The sequence below is a fragment of the Colwellia sp. 6M3 genome, assembly GCF_014077595.1.
Taxonomy (GTDB): Bacteria; Pseudomonadota; Gammaproteobacteria; order Enterobacterales; family Alteromonadaceae; genus Cognaticolwellia.
Genome location: NZ_JACGWF010000084.1, coordinates 1 through 17,776, shown reverse-complemented (window position 1 = coordinate 17,776; position 17,776 = coordinate 1). Strand labels below are relative to the sequence as shown.

The following is a 17,776-nucleotide window of genomic DNA, read 5'->3' as shown; positions in this document are numbered from 1 at the left end:
CAACCAATAATGGAAATACATTGTTTGCTCGGTCAAATATTTTATCGGCTTGCTGGTATTCCTCTCGCGCGGCATGGTTTTGCCCAATAGCCTGGTAATAATCTCCTGCTTTACTGTGCATTTCAGCGCTTTTATTTAAGTCCGACGTTGAAGAACAACCGGTAATAAACATTAACAAAATTAAGCCTATGATCTGTAATCGCACTATACTCATCCTTGTGTTACTAGTTTTAAGAAGTAAGAAGTATTGTTTAATTTTATCAGTAAACTCACTAAAGTTTCTCTGTTTATAGCTTTAATTTTGTATTATTAGGTGAACTATAAATTGGACGAACTAAAAGTGTAGAAAATGCAGTGTTTATAAAAGTTAAGCTTTATAATTTACTTTCAATGCCATAGAAAAAGCTGCACTCAAGGAAACACTATGGTGAGCTTCTGGATAAAGCGCTATAACATCTAGATTAGTTTTCTCTAATGCTTTGTTTGGGTGGGTACCTAAAACGAACACAGGTATCTTGTTTAAAGATAAATTTGTTAGGCCAACAAGCTACTAGGTCTAAACCGTGTATAGGAGAAACGATAAATCCCCCGAGAGCTAGCACTGTAATTTCTGATAACTTAAGCGGTAACGGCTTTTTTAACTTTTTCTTTGTAACTGCGGCTAACTTTCAATTCTTTGCCGTTTGACATCACTAAATAGTATTCGCCGTTAAGCTGGCTACAAAACTTATTGATGTAACTTTTGTTTACGATTGTTGAACGATGACTTCTGAGAAAACGCCTAGGATCTAGCACTTCTTCTAATTGTTTCATGGTTTTTCGTAAAATATGTGTACTATCATGCGTGTGTACACACATGTAATCGCCGGCAGCATCTATCCATAAGATATCTTTTACCGGCACCCTACTGACTTCACCAGCGTCTTTTATCGCTAAAACATCGGAATAACTGGAGATACTAACGGGTTCATTGTTCTCTAATTCTTGAAGAATTTTTTCACAATCGTTACCGGTAACGTCACTAACAAGTCTCACCAGTTTAGATTTATGTTTCGCGTTGACTTCACTACTTATGTTCTGACGTATTTTATCTAAGGTTTGTGCGAGTCGTTGTTCATCGGCAGGCTTAAGTAAATAGTCTTGTGCATGTACTTCGAAAGCTTGCATCGCATATTGATCATAAGCGGTAACAAAAACTACCATGGGCAAATGTAAGCCCTGTTCAATGATAGCTTCAACCACTTCAAATCCATTTAGCCCTGGCATTTGAATGTCGAGAAATATCAAGTCAGGTTGATAAGCTCTAACGGCTTCTAATGCAGCTCTTCCGTTAGTACATTGAGCGATAATTTCTATATCTTGGTGTTCTTGTAAACGCACCGCTAACCCTTTTCTGGCTAGAGGTTCGTCATCAACAATAATAGTGGTGAGCTGCTTGCTCATATTCGACCGCCAACTTCATAGGGAATTCTTATGCTTATTTTAACACCAGTTGGTACATTGTTGGCAACAACTAAAGAAAAATCATTCTGATACAAGGCTTGTAAGCGTTCGCGGGTATTAACTAAGCCAACACCTTTTTCGCGAAACAAGTTACCATTTTGAATGTCAGCGCCTGGACCATTATCAGCCAATTCTATCAGTAAATCGTTACCGAATCGGTGCACTGAAACGTGAATGGTGCCCCCTTCTTCTTGCACCGCTACCGCATGCTTAATTGCATTCTCGGCTAATGGTTGCAATATCATGCTAGGAACTAAAGCTAAGTTACAATCGCCAGCAACTTCACAAATTACTTGTAAGCGTTCTTCAAAGCGTACTTTTTCAATATCTAAATAAAGCCTGAGTGCTTGTAACTCACTGTCGAGTGTTACCCGCTTCATTGGATCTTTATCAAGAGAATAGCGCAAAAACTCACTTAACTTGGTCACCATGCCATTCGCAGTTTTATTTTCTTCTACCAAAATGAGTGTCGAGATGGCATTTAAGGTGTTGAATAAAAAATGCGGATTTAGCTGATAACGTAACATTTTAAGTTGTGCTTGATGAGCAACATTATTCGCACGTAAAACGTTTTGTTTTTCTTTTTGCAACATTTGGTAATACTTAGTACCAAAATATAAGCCGCTCCAACTTAAAATAATAAAGAAGGATAACAGGCTATTTTTGGTGTAATAAAGCCAAAAATCTGGGCGGTAACCATGCTTGTATATTTCCCAGTAGTTAATGTTTTTAACCACTTGCCATAATACCCCAGTGCAATAAGAGGTTAGTATCACCACGAAGGCTATTTTTAGCGGGGTAAAATTCCAGATACGACGATAAATATACCTAAGCGGCGCGGTAAATAACCAACCGGCGTAAGCATTTAATAAAATGATAACAAGAAAAATATCGCGTAGATCGTGCAGCAACGAACCTAAGTAATGTACTAAGGCAAAACCACACCAGCCAGCTGTATGTACCAACCAAAATAAGCGATTTCTATTTTCTACAAACTCTTTCCAATTCACACAAAACACCCATTAGTGAAGTTAGCGTAATTATGCGCTATGCAAAGCACTCTCGCACTACCACTAGTCTTAAGATTAGTACGCCTTATCTCATTTCATCTAAAATATTGTTTACCTGAGGGTGGCACATCGGTAATAGCATTATTTGTTTTTTAGCTAAAATTTTGTATTTTACCTGACTAGTGTCCTTATATTTAGATAAGTACCATAAGCAATTGATTAGGATAGATAAATCATAGTAACGCGTAACTAGTAACATAGAAGGTATAGCCATGTATTGCTTATTGACTAGTGAATTGTCGACAATATCAACTGTATTATTGGCTGCTAAGTGAGCCTGATTTATAGATATGTATTGATCATTGATTAAGGCTATTTTAGCGCGTTCAATCTCGTTAACTGCCATTAACATGGCTAGGTCAAAATCTACAGGTGCGATACATGCGCATTCAAAATCTATTAACTTATGCACAGCAACTGAGTTTAGTTGTGGATATTTTAATTGCATAGCATTGCTAAAGTTGGCATCACCATGACAAAGTACTTGTTCAATACTTCCTAACGTTATATTCACATTTGTTAAGTTTTGTTGTAACACCATTGATAACGACATTAAGTTATTTAGTAAGACGTCATTGCACGTTATATTTTCAAATAATTCGCTTATGGTATTAGAAATATCTAAGGTGGGTATTTGAATTTTTGTTGTTTTTTGATCAACACTTTCTAGATTAAACTGATTGGTTGTTTGCAGATTATCTAACGGTTCAAGCGCATTGTATTGGAAAGCGTAATCAATACGATGGCACCGTGACAGCAGGGTTAACATAGTGGTTATTTTAGCGACTTCACTCTGTATAACCTTATCAAGCCCCTCTCCTACTATAAACTCGGTAATTAACCAGTTATTACCTACATACACTACATGAGGAGAAATATTATGGTTAGCCGCGATTTGGCTTGCTAAAGCTTCAGTACTGTTTGGACTTACATACTTGGCGAAATAAAAATTATTTTTATATTCAACACGAAAGCATGGCTGACTAAGACCTGTATTTATCTCATTTATGTCAGTTACCTTAAGTTTTTTAAAACAAGGCAACTGACAAAGCATTTGACTTAACGTTTGCTGTTGCATGGTTAGCCGCTTAAATTCAAAGTATTATCTTGCTGGTTAGGCGAAGTATAACTTTTAATTCGTAAGCTAAATGAAATATTAAATATTACCATCATCATAATTTATTCGGTAACAGAGCTATTGATACACATGTCATTATGTTGTTGACGAAATTGTAATCTGAATTGTTTGCGCCATTGCCAATAACCATAAGCAGCAAAAATAACAAAGCTACCAAATAGAGCAGCGGTTGGAAGCAAATCTTTTTCCATGTACAGATATATAGAAACAATATCAATGACAATAAAATACAACCAATTCTCTAATACCTTTTGGGTAATCAAATAAGTAGCAAATACCGAAAATACTGTTGTAGCGCTATCAAGGTATGGGAAATGTGCAGGGGTATATGTTGCCATTAACCAACCTAAAGCTAGAGAAACTAACGTTAATACTAAAATGATAACGCTATGTCGATTTAATGACCATTGACTGTATAGCAGCGCTTTTGTTTCAGTACTGCTATTTGAAGTGCTATTTTGGTGCCAACAAAACCAGCCATATATCGCCATGAGTAAATAGTACAACTGTAATAAGCTGTCCATCCACAGATATACATTATAAAAAATAACCGTATACAACACAGTACTTATTATAGCGGCTGGCCAACACCAAATATTACCTTTTGCAGCTAAAACCACATAAAATATTGACGTTAGCACAGCGAGCAACTCAAATAATGGCAATGTAGTGAAATATTGTATAATTTCAGTTGTTGCACTCATTGAATTCGACATTACGATTCAGCTTCTACTACAGAGCGGTCACCGCCTATAAACTTACAAATAAACACCGCAGCATTAAGTTTCTGATGTACATGCTTTATCTCAGCCATGACATGCGAGGTAGCAAGATCATAATCGCCAAATACTTGTGTACTCATACCATTGGTGACTACCGATAAACCATCGACTAAACGTAAACGTTTAATAAATGCCCATATTTCGGTTTTAAATTTATCTTCTGCTAATGGGTATAAACTAATCTCAATCGATATTTTCATAATAAATACTTAATAATATTGTTTAACAAAAAGATAAGGAACACGCTAGCCGTTGTAGATGCGTACTCCTTATGCGTTATAATTTCAACTTAATGACTAACAGTTATTACACAAAAACTATTATTTAACAATAAGTTGTTAACACTCTTGTCTAAAAGTTATAATCAAATGTTGCACCAAAAACTGCTGGCTCAGCTAACTGATAATAAGCTTTAGCCGTATATTCGTCTCTTGGATCATTACCAAAATAAAAGCCACGAGTCGCATAAGTTTCATCAAATAAGTTACGCGCCCATACTTTTACTTGCCAATCATCTTTAGTGTAACTTAGCGATAAGTTAACAACTTCAATTGCTTCTGACTTCTCTTGATGTGTGTCAGAGAATAAGAACTCATCTTTACCATCAACAGATACATTCAATAATAAGTGATCTGATAATTGATAGTTTAAACCAATGTTAAATTGATAACTCGGCGCGTGTGCTTGCTCATCACCCGATTTATCGTTACCGTCAGCATCTATAAAGCCATTATATTCAGTATCTAATAAACCTAAAGCTCCGTATATTTCAAGTTCAGGCGTTAACTGCCACCCTGCTTCAAGCTCAACGCCTATATTTGTACCTGTTGCAGCATTACCTAAATATGAAACAAAGTCTGTGCTGCCATCTTCACGCAATTCTAGCGATGATGTACGCACTTGCATATCATCTCTGTCCATATAAAATAATGCGCTACGAACGTAAGCTTGATTATCTAATAAGTTAACTTTATACCCTACTTCGTAATTCCATAAATATTCAGGTGAAAACTCGCGCAAGTTAGCCGGTAAAGTACCTTCGGTATTTGCACCACCTGCCTTGTAGCCTCTATTTATTGAACCGTAGAATAAATTATTCTTATCCATTTGATACGACAACACAACTTTACCGCCAACCATAGAATCGCTTGGAGAAAATTCAAGCATTTCAGCATCGGAGTAATCTGAATTTCTTCGCTCTAATCTTAAACCAGTTGTAAGACTTAACTTTTCATCAAGTTGGCTATCAAACTGAACAAATGCTGCAATATTATCGGTATCGAATGACGAGGTAAAATCGCTAGAAAGGTAAGTGTATTGGCGTAATAAGTCGGTTTTTTCTTGCTTAAAGTACAAGCCGGTAACCCAAGCGGTGGTGTTGTTAAAGATTTTTCCACTGGGCGCTGAAACAGCTCTAAGTTCAGCAGTGGCTGATGTTTTATCGCGAAAGTAATTATCCTCAGAACTGTATTCCCAGTCAGGGCGAATACCAACAAAGGCCCAATCTTCATCATAGCCATAATCTAATGTTGAGTCGGCATAGCTGAGTATACTTTCAATGGTAAAATGGTTAAAACCTTGATAAGTAAACGTTGTTGCTAAGGCTTTAGTGTCTTGGCGATCAAAGCCAGGTTGGTCAGATAAAGTATGTCGATTATTATCGAGAGAGAAAGCATCATAACCGTTATCAAAATCGGCGACAAATGCCGTAAGGTCAATCGTTAAGTCGTCAGTGGCTTTAATGGCCAATTTACCACGCATAGTAAATTCATCACGATTGTTGGTGTCATCACGATTTAAAAAATCGTTTTCTATAAAACCATCGCTACTGTATTGCTCAAGTGCTAAACGGTAGTTTACTTTTTCAGTTGCAGGCCCTGATAAAACCAAACCCGCACTGTAGCTATCGTAATTACCCGCAGACAAGCTTACTTTACCTTCAAAGGTATCTGTTGGTTGGTTTGATGTAATATTGATCATACCCGCCATGGCATTAGCACCAAAACGTGTACCTTGAGGTCCACGGTAAACCTCTACTTGTTCAACATCGAACGTTGACGCTATGCTGCCAACACTTGAAAAATCAATACCATCGATAATTAAACCCACTGATGGGTTGATCGGCTCTTTAAATTGGCTACGCTCACCAATACCGCGAATTTGATAATATCTAGCACGTTGAGTACCACTAGAAAAATTAACATTAGGCGTGCGAGCAATTATTTCTTCAAGGTTTTGTGCGTTGCGTGCGTTAATTTCATCGCTCGCGATAACAGATAAAGAACTTGCGGTCTTTTGTAATGATGTTGCACGAAAATCGCCATTTATGGTGATAACTTCGGTTACTGGTTCAGCAGTATCGGTTGAAGTTTCTGCAGCAAATGTTGTTGAAGTAACAAGGCTAGTCAATATTGCTAAAGCAACAGGTGTTTTTATAAACGTCATTGTGATCTCATAAATTCGATTAGGAATACGCTATGGGATACGGCATGTGGGAGGGTAGCTTATGAGGTACAAACTGTAATAAATAGCTATTTCTACACTTTAAGAGTGAAGCAACAAACATAACATTACAGAATGGAATACGATTAGCTTAACCATTCCTACGCCGGTACTATCCGGTTCAGGTTCTAAGGGTTCGCTATGCATCTCAGCCATCAAAATTATAAAAAAATTTCAGGCACCCCTTGGTTCGACATGCATACTAACAATATTTACTGGAAAGTACAGAGTAAATACTTTAAAAGATTTAAATAATAGGTGACTGCTTAACGTGAGTGAGATTGCGCTTAGATATAACAATAAGGATTTAAAAGACTATAGAAGAATAAAATTGTCCGATGAGGTGAGTTAACGGGTGAGGTACTCAAATTTGATACTAACTTATAACTATAAATATACTTAAATTAAGTCTAAAACCAATCAACTAATAGTATTAACTCATGTCAGGTTAATGGCATTAGTATTCATAAACAGCACGCTTATTTCATGATTGGCTACCTCAAGCATTATCTATAGTCACATAGCTGTTCTATTGCTTGAGGTAAGAGCTCAACTATTTAATGTTCAACATTTTACCTAAGGGTTCACCGCCAACTAAGTGTAGGTGAATATGATAAACTTCTTGGCCACCATGTTGGTTACAGTTCATGATCAAACGATATCCGTCTTGTGCTATCCCCTCTTCTTTAGCGAGTTTTTTAGCAACACTGAACATTCGGCCAATGGTGAGTTCATCTTCTTGCTCAATATCATTAGCGGTTGCAATAAGCTTATTTGGAATAATGAGAATGTGGCTATTGGCTTGTGGAGAAATATCGCGAAATGCAGTGACAAGCTCATCCTGAAAAAGTAACGGGGTCGGTATTTCTTGGCGAATGATTTTAGAAAATATGGTTTCTTCTGCTGTGTTTTTATCAGCCATCAGTTTACCTTAATAATTGAGAATACATTTGTTGATTAGTTTAACGATAAGCTAAGCGAATAACAAAGGCTTATCATTCGCTTAGCGTAACTCATTTAAAAAATCTAATTAAGTACTCAGTGACTATATTAAATTAACTTAACTGCTTGATCAGTTTTTGTTTACCGTTTGATGTGAAACGTTTCATGTCTTCAACCAGTAAATAATTTACAGGTACTAAAATTAAGGTAATAAAGGTTGCAAATATTATCCCAAACCCCAGAGAAACGGCCATAGGTATCAAAAATTGTGCCTGTGTTGCTTTTTCGAATAATAATGGCATTAAACCAATAAAGGTGGTTAAAGACGTCAACATAACTGGGCGAAATCTTGATTGCGCCGCAATTAATACTGCGTCATACGCTCTAATGCCTGTGCGAACTTTAGCGTTTATAAAGTCGACTAACACTAAACTGTCGTTAACAACAACGCCGATCAAAGCCATTAACCCTAGTAAGCTCATAATGGTTAAATCCATCCCCATTATCCAATGACCAATAATCGCGCCGATGGCACCAAACGGTATTACTGACATAACAATGATCGGCTGTATGTAAGATTTAAACGGTATCGCTAATAAACAATATATGATAAAAAATACAAATAATAAGCCCCAAGCTAGACTGCTAAAAGAATCTGCTTGTTCGCGTGCTTCACCTTCCAAACTATAAGAAACGCCAGGATACTTGCCCATTAGCTCGGTTAAAAACTGATTAAGGTCGGCATTTAACGTGGTCATATTAGTGGTGTTTTTATCAATATCCGCAGTAACATTAACCGTTCGATACCGGTCGATACGTTTAATAGCAGACGCACTTTTACCTGGTTTTAATATTGCTACATGCGATAACGGTACTTTGCCACCCGAAGGAGTATTTATCAGCATATCATTGAGTTTAGATATCGATTGCCGCTCTGATAATGGAAAGCGTAACATTACACGAACATCGTCACGCCCACGCTGAATACGCTGAATTTCTGAGCCAAAGTAAGCGTCTCTAACTTGTCTAGTGACCCAAGCGTTACTCATGCCCATGGCGTAACCTTGCGCCGTTAATTCTATTTGCAGTTCTTCTTTACCGTTAGATAAACTGTCAGCGATTTCAAAAGCGCTAGGATACGTTCGAATGCGGGTTTTAACTTCATCTGCGACTTGATTCAAGGTTTTTAAGTCAGTTGCTGAAAGTTGTACATCAATAGGATCGCTGCCCCTGCCTATTTCGGCCCTAAAAGTAACACTTTCTGCGCCCGGTAATGGACCAATTAATTCCCGCCACTCATTGACTAATTGTGCTGTGCCTATACCGCTGTCATTTTTATCTGCCGGCTGTATTTCAAAGCGTACTCGACCGCTGGCGTCACTGGTAATAGCCAAAGTATTTAAAATCAAGCTATTACCATCGTCATCGCGGTATTTATCTTGTAATGTTTTGGCTGCATTCGACATTTTTTCAACATAAGAGTCAACGACATCAAAGCTAGTACCTACTGGCATAGTAACGCTACCACGAGCAGTTTCACTCGCAATACGTGGGAAAAATACAAAGCGAGTCCAACCACTGGTAATGAATGCTAATATCAAAATAAACATGCCAAAAAACAAAGCTACGGTAGTTAAACGATTACGAATAGCTATTGACAATAATGGTTTGTAATACTTAAGAATTGCGTTTTCAAAGCCATCTGCAAAGCCTTGTTGCCAAACACTGAATTTTGATTGTTTTGTACTTTCACTACGCAAGCGCAGCGACTTTAAATGCGAAGGCAGTACAAATTTAGACTCTATTAAACTAAAGAGTAGTACTGGAATAACGATGATCGGGATTTGGGCAAACAATGCTCCCCGCTGTCCTTCAATAAACGCTAAGGGTAAAAATGCGGCTACCGTGGTTAAAATACCAAAGGTTACCGGTGTTGCCACTTCTTGAGTGCCCTTTATCGCCGCTTCTAAACCGCTAGATGCTGTTTGCGTATGACGATAAATATTTTCTCCGGTCACTATGGCATCATCAACGACAATACCCAGCACTAGAATAAACCCAAATAAGCTCATGATATTTATTGAAATATCAAAAAATGGCATAACAATAAATGCCCCCATAAAACTGATGGGAATACCAATAGACACCCAAAATGCTATCGAGGGACGTAAAAATAAGGTCAACAAAATCAGAACGAGAAAGCCACCTTGTAAAGCATTAGTGATCAGGGTGTTTAGGCGACTTTTTACAATTTCAGAATCATCATCCCAATAACTCAATACAAAACCTTGTGGCAGGCTACTTTGGCGTTCATCAATATAGTTCTTTACGGCATCAGCAACGTCAATTGCGCTTTGATTGCCAATTCTATACACATCAATTAAAGCACCTTGCTGGCCATTAAAGCGAGCCCGTAAGGGAGTCTCTTCAAAACCATCATTAACTTGTGCAATATCTTCCAAATATAGAAACGTGCCATCTGTATTCGTTTTTATAACAATTTTTTCAAACTCATCTCGACGATATGCTTGTCCTTTATTACGTATAAGAACATCACCGCCATCGGTACGAACATTACCCGCAGAAATATCGACAGAGCTATTACTAATTGCTGTAGAAATTTCAGAAAGGGTTAATTGATATTGCTCTAATTTGCTTTGATTAATATCAATACTAATTTCATAGTCGCGAACAGCATCTAATGCTACTTGGGTTACTTGTGGTAGTCGCAGTAAATCGTCACGCACTTGTTCAGCAAACTCACGTATTTCTTTTTCACCGTAATCAGAAGCAATGGTAACTGAAATAACATTACGAATACGCTGTGCGATTGCAGTAACTGGCTTTTCTGCATCAGCAGGAAAGGTATTAATTGCATCGACACGGCTTTTAATATCAGCGAGTAAATCTCGTACATCTGTACTGGAGTCAGCTTCAATTCGCACCGATGCCCCGCCCTCAACAGACGTACTGGTGATTTTTTCTATCCCTTCAAGATCTTGAACAGCTTCTTCTATTCGAATTGCCACACCTTGTTCTGCATCTTCAGGTGTTGAACCCCGTAAAGACACAGAAACATTAACAATCTCAGATTCAAAAGACGGAAACACCTCTAATGGAATACTACTTTTTATTGAGAAAATACCGGTCAATAAAATGGTGATCATCAATAAATTAGCAGCAACATGATTTTTTGCAAACCAAGCAATCATGACTTAGCCCCTTGTTCATCAGGCGATTGCTTTGCATTGGGTCTAGATTTTGAGTTTTTATCAGGCTTTTTGTCAGCACTAGGTTTTACTCTAGTTTGTTTTGATGCTTTTACAGGCTTACCGTCAATGCTATTAATGCTAACTATGGTGCCAGAGGTTACTTGACCTAAAGGCGTTAATACTAATAATTCGTTGGCTTCTAGACCCGCTTTAATTACCGCTACATCATCACTTTGCCATGCAATAGTAATATTTTTACGCTTAAGAATATTATCATCAACAATATACACATAGCTGCCTTGATAAATGGCTTTATTTGGAACAGTTAATGCATTTTCAATCGTTTTACCTTTAATTTTTGCACTAACATATTGTCCAATTTTTAAAGGCAAGCCATTACCTTCATTTGCGCCATAAGGATCGTCAATTTGTGCTACTACAAATAATTGCTGTGACTCTTCATCAAATGCTCCCTCGGTGCGCACTACTTTACCTTGCCAGCTTTGACGAGTGGCTAGATCTGAATAGATAGTAACAACAGGCTGTTCTTGAGCGGTGGCATTTTCAAAGCGATTACTCTCTGGCAACATCATGTACGGGAGGTCTTTATTTTTAAGTGGCAAACGAATTTCGACATAATCTACGGCATAAATTTCTGCAAGCTCGGTCCCAATACTGACGACTTGTCCAACATCAACTGATTTACTTAATATACGTCCAGTATATGGCGCAACAATGTTACTTCTCTCTACGGCTAATTCAGCTTTAGATAAACTGGCTTGGGCTGAATAAACTGATGCCTGTGCCGCCATTAATTGAGGTTTGCGTAGTACTAAATCAGGCGCTTTTTTGTCATTACCTAAACGTTGCCAGTCTTGCTCGGCTTGCTCTACACGCGCTTGTTCTTCACTAAAGCTTTGTTCTGCACTAAACAGGCTCGATTGTGCAATTTTAACTTCGGCGAGTAAGTCTCTTTGATCTAATTCAAGCAATACGTCGCCTTGTTCGAAAAAGCCACCTGCTCTAAATTTTGGGTTAATACGGATAATTTGGCCTGATACTTGTGGCAATAACACACTCTGTGTACGAGGCTTTATGGTGCCATAACTGTCAATTGTGATAGCAAGATCATTACGCACTAATTTCTTTACCTCAACGCTAATTTGCGGCAATGCACTTGGACGCCCCCGCTTTGCTGAAGGAGGATTACTTGTAACAATATAGGCTGCAAATAAGAGCGACAATAATACGATGATCGGTAGTAGTTTTTTTAATTTTAACGACATTACTTTTCCATGCTTATACGGTTAGTTAACGATGCTGGTAATGAGTTACCTTTAGTACTGTTTATTTGCTGCGTTTGGGTTGTGCCATCAAGATAGTCACCACCTAAAGCAAGGTAAATTTCGATTCTATTTTGTAATAGTTCATTGGTTAGTTGAATAACGGTAGTTTGAGCATCAAATGAGCGCCTTTGTGCTTCTAATACCGTGGTATAGGTGACTAAGCCACGTAAGTATTGATCAAATGAAAGTTTTTCAGCCGCTAAAGCGTTTTCTTGTGCTTTAAGATAAAAATTATATTGCTGATTAAGCGACTCTCGCTCGCTTACGCTATTTTCCACGTCAGCAAAGGCTTGATAAACTTGTTGTAAATATAGCTTTTCGTTTTGAACTACGGTTAATTTCGATTGGGTTTCCAGTGACTCGAGTCGGCCAGCATTAAATAACGGGCTGGTTATACTGCCCATTAAAGACCAGGCTAATGCTCCACCATTGAGCAAATTAGTTAATTCACTGGCATTATCTCCAACACTGGCATTTAAATTAAAACTTGGGAAACGTTGCTTATGTGCTATCGCTAAGCCAGCATCTAACGCTAATAGCGATAACCAACTTGCTTGAATATCGGCTCTTCGGGTGAGTAATTGTGCAGGTAAACCTAGCTTAATTTCATCAGCAATAAACGGTAAGTTCTGCTCACTTACTTTTTTAGCTAACGGATAATCTCCTACCAGAAGCTCAAGTGCTCTACTGCTAACCTTCAATGCTTGCTGCTGTTGAGCGACACGAGCCAATTCTTGGTTAACTGTATTTTTGGTGAGATAAACATCTAATGCATCATTCAACCCCAGTTGATATGAAGATTGAATCATTAATAAATTACGTTGAAGGTTTTCAGCACGTTCTTGATATAAAGTCAGCAACTGTTGTGCTTGGGTTAAATTAAACCAAGCTTTACTGATATCAGCGACTAACGTTAGTTTACTATGCTGGTAACTTGCTTGCGCTGCTGCATAACTTAATCTGTCTTGATTTTGTTGGTCTGACAGTTTTCCCCACAGGTCAATTTCATAACTTAAATCGAGACTAAGGTCAGCGCTATTTTGATACGTTGTGACACTGTTTGAAACCTGTTTATTTCTTGAATTAGCCAGAGATAAAGATAGCTCTGGAAAGTCAGTTGCTGCACTTATATTTAAACGCTCTTTAGCTAGCGCAACACCTATTTTATCGGCATCAAGTGCATAATTGCTTTGTAACGCGTAACTAATTATCTCATCTAAATCATTGTCTTTAAAGCTTTTAACCCAATTAGTTGCTATTATGTCATTTTCAGTTGATGCTATATTTTCTTGCCACTTATTTGGGACATTATGCTCTGTTAAACGACTAGATTTTTGAAAAGACATCCCTGTAGGAGTACTACAAGCACCCACAAGCAAAGCTATACTCATTACCAGTATATTACTTGCCTTTAACCTTGTAGTTAACTTGGATATTTTCCAAAAAAGAAAACTAGATTTATGCTTATTATCTCGCTCACTCATTCTGAAATCTTTGTTAAAACGAACTTTCAAAACCCTTCCCCATAATAACAATTTCAATTTCGATATATTAATGAAGTAAGTATAGTATGACTGCAAAATGTGACAAACAATGTTCTTTACACTGCTTTACATAAGTTTTTGTTAAGTACGGTGAATGGTATATTTATTAGGTTAAATCACGCTGTATAACACAACCAAAATCAAGACAACGCAACAAGGGCTATTCACAGCCTTATCATTATTGGTATTTACCCACTTTATAGAACGTTAATAACTGGACAATAAACATTGATTTGACCTAACAAAAAACGCCAAGCAATAATTAATTGCTTGGCGTATGTATTACCTAGTTTTTAAACGCTAATTCAAAGCGGTGAATTAAGCCCTGCGATTGGTAACGGCTTGGTCTAATTCAGCCAGTAGCGTTTCAGTATCTTGCCAACCGATACAAGCATCAGTAATGCTTTGGCCATATGTGCCTTTCTCACCAACAGCTAGGTCTTGACGGCCTTCAACTAAGTGACTTTCTACCATAACACCAAAAATATTTTTATTTCCATTACTCATTTGGTCGCAAACATCACGACACACAAGCATTTGGTTTTCAAACTTTTTACTACTATTAGCGTGGCTAAAATCAATCATAATGTTGGTATTTAAACCAGATTTTTCTAGCTGCTCTGTTACTGTTTTAACACTTTCAGCATCAAAATTTGTTTTTCTACCGCCACGTAAAATAATATGGCAGTCTTCATTACCCGTGGTTTCAACTATCGCTGAATGGCCATATTTAGTAACAGAAAGGAAATGATGTGAGGCACTAGCAGCACCAATAGCATCAATAGCGACTTTAATCGTGCCATCAGTGCCATTTTTAAAGCCTACTGGGCATGATAATCCAGATGCTAGTTCACGATGTACTTGGCTTTCGGTGGTTCTTGCACCAATAGCGCCCCAACACATAAAATCAGCCATATATTGCGGCGTGATCATATCTAAAAACTCACCTGCAGTAGGTAAGCCCAAGTTATTTAAATCGAGCAACAACTTACGACCAATACGCAAACCATCATTAAGCTGAAAGCTGTTATCCATGTAAGGGTCGTTAATAAGCCCTTTCCAACCAACCGTTGTTCTTGGTTTTTCAAAGTAAACACGCATAACAATTTCAAGCGTGTTTTTATATTTTTCACGTAATTTTACTAAACGTTCACCGTATTCCAGTGCCGCTTTTGGGTCATGTATAGAACATGGACCAATAACAACCAATAAACGATCATCTTTGTTGTTAAAAATATTACTTATGGCTTGTCTACCAGAAAAAACCGACTTGGTTGCTTGCTCAGAAGAAGGATATCGCTCAAGTAATGCGATAGGGGGTAAAAGTTCTTTAATGTTATTAATACGAACGTCGTCGGTTTGCTCAAACATGTTGTTTCTCTTTATGCTGCGATTTTAATGTATATTTACGTCTAGACACCTAGATGATTAGTCTCAAATTTAACTTATCAGTGTTCTTACACTAATAGCAACATAAAATACGAAAAAAGCGGTATAATCAAAACATTCGACTTGCATGAAAATTAAATCACTTTATTTTATAATTTACTCGTCGTATTTTTTATCAAACAAATATATAGGTTGCTCAGTATTATGAACCACTCTCACCTCCCATTAATTGATTTGCACCGACATTTAGACGGTAACATCCGCCCTAAAACTATCTGGGCATTAGCACAACAGCACAACATTGCTCTTCCTGAAAAAAACTTTGAAGCATTTATTCCACATGTTCAAGTTCAAGGCAGTGAAAGCGATTTATTAGCTTTTCTCAGTAAGCTTGATTGGGGCGTTGCTGTACTTAAAACCTTAGATGACTGTAAGCGTATCGCTTATGAAAACGTAGAAGATGCTTTTAATGCCGGTATTAATTATGCCGAATTACGTTTCTCACCCTATTATATGGCAATGAACAATAATTTGGTCGTTGCTGATGTAGTAGCTGCGGTAATAGACGGTGTTAATGCTGCATGTAAAGTTTATGACGTAAAAATTAATTTAATTGGTATTTTAAGTCGCACATTTGGTGTAGAAAAATGTCAAGCAGAGCTAGACGCCCTTCTTGTTCATAAACAGCATTTAGTTGCAGTAGATTTAGCCGGCGATGAATATAACTTTCCTGGCGAACTGTTTGTCGACCACTTTAACCAAGTAAATAAAGCCCAACTTCATGCCACTATTCATGCCGGAGAAGCTGCAGGGCCAGAAAGTATATGGCAGGCTATCAATCAGTTACATGCAACACGCATAGGTCATGGTGTTGCTTGTCATCGAGATGAAAAGCTTATGGATTACATGCTCGAGCATAATATTGCCATAGAATCATGCCTTACTTCTAATTACCAAACAGGTACCATTAAAGATATTAGCCAACATCCAATTAAAGACTTTCTAGCACGTGGATTATTAGTTTGTTTAAATACAGACGATCCGGGTGTGCAAGGTATCGAGCTAAAAAATGAATTTAACTTAGCTAGAAACATCTTAGGATTTTCAGATAAAGATATTCAGCAGTTGCAAGAGAACTCATTAAAAGCAAGCTTCTTATCTGACAGTGAAAAAGTACTTTTAAAACAAAAGGTATCAAATAAAGGATAATGTACATTGTTGAAATTGTTAATTTGAGGTTAAAATAGCTGATTAACAATCAACAAGGAGAATACGTGTTCGAAGTTATAATCGCGATAATCACAGGAATATTTGTGGGATTAATATTTTCGCTACTTAAATTGCCTATACCCGCACCACCAGTTTTATCAGGTATTGCTGGAATTTTCGGCATTTATTTAGGTGGTATAGGTTATCACTGGATCACTGAACGCTTTTTCAGTTAGAATCCAACTTTAAACATTTAAAAGACATATCAGTAAAACACCCTTGATAGCGGCTGAGTTAAAATAATATCAGCAATGGCTAGAAACTTACTGTGATTGAACACCACTAAAAAAGGTTAACACTCATGGCAACAGCACACATAGAAGCAAACAACGGCGATTTCGCAAAAACGGTACTTATGCCGGGCGATCCTCTACGCGCAAAATATATAGCAGACAACTTTCTAGATAACGTAACCTGTGTAACTCGCGTACGTAACATGTTTGGTTACACTGGCACCTATAAAGGTAAGCCAGTTTCCGTAATGGGCTCAGGAATGGGTATTCCATCAATATCTATCTATGCAACAGAATTATATAAAGACTATGGCGTTGAAAGTATTATACGCATAGGTTCATGTGGCGCAGTTCGTGATGATATCGAACTACGTGACATTATTGTCGGTATGGCAGCAAGCACAGATTCAAATGTAAACCGCTCACGCATGAATGGTTGTGACTTTGCAGTAACAGCAGATTTTGATTTATTGCATAACGTTGTAAAAACAGCAGAAAAAACAGGTAAAAAAATTCGTGTTGGTAATATTTTTACCTCTGATTTGTTTTATACGCCTCAACCTGAAATGTTTGCACTAATGGAAAAATATGGCATTTTAGCGGTAGAAATGGAAGCTGCCGGTTTATACGGTGTTGCTGCCGAATATGGTAAGAAAGCATTAACTGTATTAACGGTTAGTGACCATATAAAAACTGGTGAACAAACTACAGCTGACGAACGTGAAACAACGTTCAAAGGTATGATGGAATTAACACTAGATAGCTTGCTATAAACTAACACCTATCTCGTTAATAGCAAAAAGCCAGTCGATTGACTGGCTTTTTAATATTGGATAGCTTCACTTC

At 37.5% G+C, this 17,776-nt stretch carries 15 protein-coding genes and 1 riboswitch; of the genes, 3 read left to right on the top strand and 12 right to left on the bottom strand.

Features of this window, described 5'->3' with window-relative positions; translation table 11 throughout:
- The 12 genes from H4J50_RS15295 to aroG form a co-directional block, all read right to left on the bottom strand.
- The coding region (locus tag H4J50_RS15295; protein WP_182257248.1) for a hypothetical protein at positions 1-205 on the bottom strand (205 nt) is incomplete at its 3' end.
- A 413-nt stretch (positions 206-618) separates the two neighbouring features.
- The gene (locus tag H4J50_RS15290; RefSeq protein WP_182257247.1) at positions 619-1,443 is read right to left on the bottom strand and encodes a LytTR family DNA-binding domain-containing protein; all 825 of its coding nucleotides are present in this window, start codon (positions 1,441-1,443) and stop codon (positions 619-621) included.
- Positions 1,440-2,513 carry a sensor histidine kinase gene (locus tag H4J50_RS15285; protein ID WP_182257246.1) on the bottom strand — a complete coding sequence of 358 codons (1,074 nt, stop codon included), beginning with the start codon at positions 2,511-2,513 and terminating at the stop codon, positions 1,440-1,442. The genes H4J50_RS15290 and H4J50_RS15285 overlap by 4 nt, the downstream gene beginning before the upstream one ends.
- 85 nt (positions 2,514-2,598) lie before the next feature.
- Complete coding sequence (locus H4J50_RS15280; RefSeq protein WP_182257245.1) at positions 2,599-3,651, bottom strand: phosphotransferase; 1,053 nt, start codon at positions 3,649-3,651, stop codon at positions 2,599-2,601.
- Positions 3,652-3,752: 101 nt separating this feature from the next.
- A complete protein-coding gene (gene pnuC, locus H4J50_RS15275) occupies positions 3,753-4,427 on the bottom strand; it encodes a nicotinamide riboside transporter PnuC (RefSeq protein ID WP_259366267.1) in 675 nt (224 codons plus the stop codon).
- Positions 4,427-4,693 (bottom strand): hypothetical protein, encoded by a 267-nt coding sequence (locus H4J50_RS15270; protein ID WP_108456155.1) that lies wholly within the window; start codon positions 4,691-4,693, stop codon positions 4,427-4,429. Before H4J50_RS15270 ends, pnuC begins: the two co-directional genes overlap by 1 nt.
- Positions 4,694-4,844: 151 nt before the next feature.
- Positions 4,845-6,938, bottom strand: a complete 2,094-nt coding sequence (locus H4J50_RS15265) for a TonB-dependent receptor (RefSeq protein ID WP_182257244.1) — start codon at positions 6,936-6,938, stop codon at positions 4,845-4,847.
- 138 nt (positions 6,939-7,076) lie between these two features.
- A riboswitch (TPP riboswitch) is annotated at positions 7,077-7,191 on the bottom strand.
- 357 nt (positions 7,192-7,548) lie between these two features.
- Positions 7,549-7,917: an HIT domain-containing protein gene (locus H4J50_RS15260; protein WP_108456157.1), complete on the bottom strand. Its 369-nt coding sequence runs from the start codon at positions 7,915-7,917 to the stop codon at positions 7,549-7,551.
- Positions 7,918-8,050: 133 nt separating this feature from the next.
- Complete coding sequence (locus tag H4J50_RS15255) at positions 8,051-11,149, bottom strand: efflux RND transporter permease subunit (RefSeq protein ID WP_182257243.1); 3,099 nt, start codon at positions 11,147-11,149, stop codon at positions 8,051-8,053.
- On the bottom strand, positions 11,146-12,435 hold the full coding sequence (locus H4J50_RS15250; RefSeq protein WP_182257242.1) for an efflux RND transporter periplasmic adaptor subunit: 1,290 nt from the start codon (positions 12,433-12,435) through the stop codon (positions 11,146-11,148). The genes H4J50_RS15255 and H4J50_RS15250 overlap by 4 nt, the downstream gene beginning before the upstream one ends.
- A complete protein-coding gene (locus tag H4J50_RS15245; RefSeq protein ID WP_182257241.1) occupies positions 12,435-14,009 on the bottom strand; it encodes an efflux transporter outer membrane subunit in 1,575 nt (524 codons plus the stop codon). Before H4J50_RS15245 ends, H4J50_RS15250 begins: the two co-directional genes overlap by 1 nt.
- A gap of 348 nt (positions 14,010-14,357) precedes the next feature.
- On the bottom strand, positions 14,358-15,410 hold the full coding sequence (aroG, locus tag H4J50_RS15240; RefSeq protein WP_182257240.1) for a 3-deoxy-7-phosphoheptulonate synthase AroG: 1,053 nt from the start codon (positions 15,408-15,410) through the stop codon (positions 14,358-14,360).
- 222 nt (positions 15,411-15,632) lie between these two features.
- On the opposite strand from aroG, the gene add reads away from it, so the two are divergent.
- The 3 genes from add to deoD all read left to right on the top strand — a co-directional run bounded on the left by add (position 15,633) and on the right by deoD (position 17,703).
- On the top strand, positions 15,633-16,637 hold the full coding sequence (gene add / locus H4J50_RS15235; RefSeq protein WP_182257239.1) for an adenosine deaminase: 1,005 nt from the start codon (positions 15,633-15,635) through the stop codon (positions 16,635-16,637).
- Between the two features lie 65 nt (positions 16,638-16,702).
- Positions 16,703-16,873 carry a XapX domain-containing protein gene (locus H4J50_RS15230; RefSeq protein ID WP_108456162.1) on the top strand — a complete coding sequence of 57 codons (171 nt, stop codon included), beginning with the start codon at positions 16,703-16,705 and terminating at the stop codon, positions 16,871-16,873.
- A 125-nt stretch (positions 16,874-16,998) separates the two neighbouring features.
- Positions 16,999-17,703, top strand: a complete 705-nt coding sequence (deoD, locus tag H4J50_RS15225) for a purine-nucleoside phosphorylase (protein WP_108456163.1) — start codon at positions 16,999-17,001, stop codon at positions 17,701-17,703.
- Positions 17,704-17,776: the final 73 nt, after the last annotated feature.